The 3,767-nt window shown below is 60.4% G+C and carries 4 protein-coding genes; 3 read left to right on the forward strand and 1 reads right to left on the reverse strand.

Annotated elements, in window-relative coordinates:
• Positions 1-115 precede the first annotated feature (115 nt).
• The 3 genes from P7F28_RS06500 to P7F28_RS06510 all read left to right on the forward strand — a co-directional run bounded on the left by P7F28_RS06500 (position 116) and on the right by P7F28_RS06510 (position 2,772).
• Positions 116-367 carry a hypothetical protein gene (locus tag P7F28_RS06500; protein ID WP_277183670.1) on the forward strand — a complete coding sequence of 84 codons (252 nt, stop codon included), beginning with the start codon at positions 116-118 and terminating at the stop codon, positions 365-367.
• Positions 368-643: 276 nt separating this feature from the next.
• Entirely contained in the window at positions 644-1,462 is an 819-nt protein-coding gene (locus P7F28_RS06505; RefSeq protein WP_277183671.1) for a polysaccharide deacetylase family protein, read from the forward strand.
• A complete protein-coding gene (locus tag P7F28_RS06510; RefSeq protein ID WP_370467246.1) occupies positions 1,459-2,772 on the forward strand; it encodes a putative glycoside hydrolase in 1,314 nt (437 codons plus the stop codon). The genes P7F28_RS06505 and P7F28_RS06510 overlap by 4 nt, the downstream gene beginning before the upstream one ends.
• A 266-nt stretch (positions 2,773-3,038) precedes the next feature.
• Here the strand turns inward: P7F28_RS06510 and P7F28_RS06515 are convergent.
• Positions 3,039-3,767: BON domain-containing protein (locus P7F28_RS06515; RefSeq protein WP_277183673.1), on the reverse strand; the 729-nt coding region annotated here is incomplete at its 5' end.

Genomic DNA, 3,767 nt, shown 5'->3' on the forward strand with positions numbered 1-3,767 from the left:
ACTTCAGACGCTTGACAATGACTCGCCGGTTTGACGGTTGAAACGCATCATCTGAACGAGGGGCATGCCGCCCTGCTTCTGCTCGAATTGCTTGATCGTTCCGCTACAAAAAGCGATGGCAAACCGCAGTACGACGCATACACCGGTCGAGTCCGGACATGACCGCTTCTCATACGAACTCGTCAAGCGCTTGCTGGGGGACTTCATTCCGCTGGACATCATCAAGCAGTTCGGCGGCAACGATCAACTCAACATGACGCGACTCGCGCTCAATCTCGCTGGCTTCGTCACCACCCGTCGCGAAGTTAACGAACAATTCGCGGCCTATCTGAGCGATATCGAGGCAAGCCATCCCAAACGCACATAAATCGGTGATGTCCGAATTCGACGATAGGGGCTGCGAAGCAACTTCACTTCATTGTCAATGCTTGTGGTCGCGCACGCTGTCGGCGTATGAGGGGCGCTAAGCGCGGAGTAAGCCCGCGCGCTCCACAGACAAACGGACTCTTCCTTCGCTGCGTCGTTGACTTAGGTCAAGGTCACATGAGCGCTAACCAGTTCGAATAGATGCTGGCCGCTAAGGTGCAGCGAGTGAGTCGAGAACTGCCCACGGACGACAACAACATAAGACCTGGACAAGAACATGCCGTTTCTCTCTTGCAGGCAATTGCGCAGCAGTTGCACGCAAATGATGGCTGCGCTCCTGCTGTGTCCGCTGATGGCACATGGCGAGACGTCGCAACCTGTGACACAGGCGTCGGTCCTCGTCTATCATCGCTTCGCCAATGGCGCAACTGACTCGATGACCGTCCGCGTCGCCACATTCGAAGCGCATCTCGCGTGGCTGCGTGCGCACGGCTACCAAATTGTCGCGCTGCGCGACATCGTCGTCTGGCTGAATGACCCATCGGCGATGCTTCCGGCCAAGGCTGTCGCCATCACCGTCGATGATGGTCATAGTTCGGTCTACGAAGTCATGCGCCCAATCGTCCTGCGCGAGCGCTTTCCGGTCAGCTTGTTTATCTATCCCTCCGCCATTTCGAACGCGTCGTATGCGATGACCTGGTCCCAGTTGAGAGAGCTTCGCGACAGCGGCCTCTTCGACATCCAGTCGCACACGTGGTGGCATCCAAACTTCAACACTGAGAGACGACGCCTGTCAGCGCCCGCTTTCGAGCAGTTCGCCTTAACGCAATTCACGCGCTCGCGCGAGTTGCTTGAGCACCAACTTGGCGGGCACGTCGACCTGCTCGCCTGGCCGTTCGGCATACACGACGAGCAGTTAATCTCGCTCGCGCAGCATGCCGGATTCCGCGCCGCGTTCACCATTGAGCCGCAGAACGTCACCCGCTCGACGCGACCGCTCGCGATACCACGTTTCATGATGGTCGACGCCTGCGCACCCGAGTGCCTGGCCCAGCTTCTCAACGAACACCATTCAAGCCCGCAAAGGCAACCATGAGAACATGGATGCCCGCCCCGGTAAGGTGGACTGTAAGAAACCTTCCGGTCCAGTATTCGATCTTGTGTTTCGCCGCGCTCGCGTTCGCGCTCGGGTGCAACAATGCCTGCGCGCAGGGGGCCACCGGACCCTCAAGCATCGTCATTGATGCGAGGACGCGTGCGCCCATACCGGAGGCTATCGTGACGATTGGCGGCCGCGCACTGAGAGCGGATGCGAACGGGACTTTTCCCGTGCCTGCGTCAGGGACAAAGGTGACCGCGCGCGCGCCGGGCTATCTCCGCGCACAGACGACCGTCGCCAGCGATGCACCGGTGACGATCGCGCTTACCCCGTTCCGGCCAAAGGGCGTCTACCTTTCCGTGTACGGTGTAACGAGCCGCACCTTGCGCGGTGCCGCCGTGGCGCTCGCCGCAAGCAACGGCATCAACGCGCTTGTGATCGACGCCAAAGGTGATCGCGGAATCACGCCATGGCGCGATGCGAGGCGAGACGCGATCGGAGCAATTCGCTACGTGAGTGCGCAACCGCCCTATATCGACGACTTCCCGGCGCTGGTCGTGACGCTTCATGAGCAGGGCTTCTATCTGATCGCCCGCATCGTCGTCTTTAAGGATGACCCGCTTGCCAGCGCCCATCCGGAGTGGGCGGTGCGCAATGCGAGCGGCGGGCTGTGGCGTGACCACGAGGCGCTGCAATGGCTCGACCCATTTCAGCGTCCAGTGTGGACGCACAATATCGATATTGCTGAGGAGGCTGCCCGGATCGGTTTTGACGAGATCCAGTTTGACTACGTGCGCTTCCCCGATGCGCCGGGCCTGCAGTTCAGTGAACCGAGCACCCGCGCGAACCGCACGGCGGCAATTGTCGGGTTCCTAAACATGGCCCGAGTACGTCTTACGCCCTACAACGTGTTTGTCTCCGCGGATATCTTCGGCTACGTCTGCTGGAATCTCGACGACACTGCCATCGGCCAGCAGATCGAGCAGCTCGGTGCATCGCTGGACTACATTTCTCCGATGCTCTATCCGTCCGGTTTCACCTGGGGATTGCCTGGCTGTAATCGCCCGACGGCTGAACCGGGCCAGATCGTGAGCCGCTCGCTCGCCGAAGCCAAGCGGCGCACTGGCTTACCCGGTGTGCGCTTCAGGCCGTGGCTTCAGGCGTTTCGCGATTACGCGTTTGATCATCGCGAGTTTGGCGCCGAGGCGATCCGCGAACAGGTCGACGCCGCCGATGCGGCCGGCACCGACGGCTGGATGCTATGGAACCCACGCAATCGCTACGACCCAGCGCAGCTGCCGCATTGAGGCTGGAGCGGCCTTGCGGTGCGGTGCCGTGCGGTGCGTCGCCTCGCCGAGAAGCACGTAGTCACATCCGAACGCCATATCGATCAGGACAGCGTAATCTGATAGTCGTCAAGCAGGCGCTGATCGAAATGTCGATAAAAACTGCCGATACCCGTCATGCTCGCGGCTTCGATGCGGCAGACGAATTCAATGCCCATCGCCTCGATTCATATCAGAGCGTGCGCGAGTTTGATACCCGCGCCCGTTCTGTCCATGAATGGGAAATCTCATGCTTGCCTCGTCGGAATGCGGATCTCGTCACGCACCGTATGGACGCCATCGAGCGAACGAACGACGTCGCATGCGGTCTCTTTCGCGGCTGGCGACGTTACGGTTCCTCGTAGCGTCACCGTGCCGTCGGCAACCAGCACTTCGATATCGTCCGCTTCAATGTCGGCCGCTCGGCGCAAGGCTGCGTGGATAGCTGTACTCGCCTGCATTTGCGTTTGCCGGTCGCTCACCCGCAACAGATTGACTACGCCCGTGATGCCGCTAAGGCGCGCAACGGCTTGCTCCGCGAGTTTTCTCTGGAAGGACCAAGGTGTTTCACCTGTCAACATGACGCAGCCATGAGCCACGCTGACATCGATGGCGTCGGCGGGAACGCACGCCTCCCATTTCAAGGCTGCGTGAACGTCCGAAGCCAACGCAGCGTCCGTGCGCCGCGCGTCTGGCGGCAGTTCCACCACTATTCGGTCATCCACTGAGGCAACCTCCGGCAATGCCTTGATGATTTCGCACGCGGCCAGCTTTCGCGCGTAGCTTCCGACATATCCTCGCAACGTCATTTGTCCGCCGTGAACATCCACGACCACCGAGTCCAATGCAAGGTGCGGCTGCTGCCGAAGCGCGTTGATGGCTTCGACGAATAGGGCATTGTCGGACTGCGGCGAGCCGTCAGCGGCGAGATGCGCTTTTACGGGGGTGATTCGGTTGCGTGTAGGGACTTGCGCAGG

The sequence above is a fragment of the Caballeronia sp. BR00000012568055 genome (assembly GCF_029439455.1).
Taxonomy (GTDB): domain Bacteria; phylum Pseudomonadota; class Gammaproteobacteria; order Burkholderiales; family Burkholderiaceae; genus Caballeronia.

What these genes read in the sequence shown, in the direction of transcription:
- P7F28_RS06505 (WP_277183671.1), top strand. Translation starts at nt 644, where the DNA reads ATGCCGTTTCTCTCTTGCAGGCAATTGCGCAGCAGTTGCACGCAAATG.
- P7F28_RS06500 (WP_277183670.1), top strand. Translation starts at nt 116, where the DNA reads ATGGCAAACCGCAGTACGACGCATACACCGGTCGAGTCCGGACATGAC.
- P7F28_RS06510 (WP_370467246.1), top strand. Translation starts at nt 1,459, where the DNA reads ATGAGAACATGGATGCCCGCCCCGGTAAGGTGGACTGTAAGAAACCTT.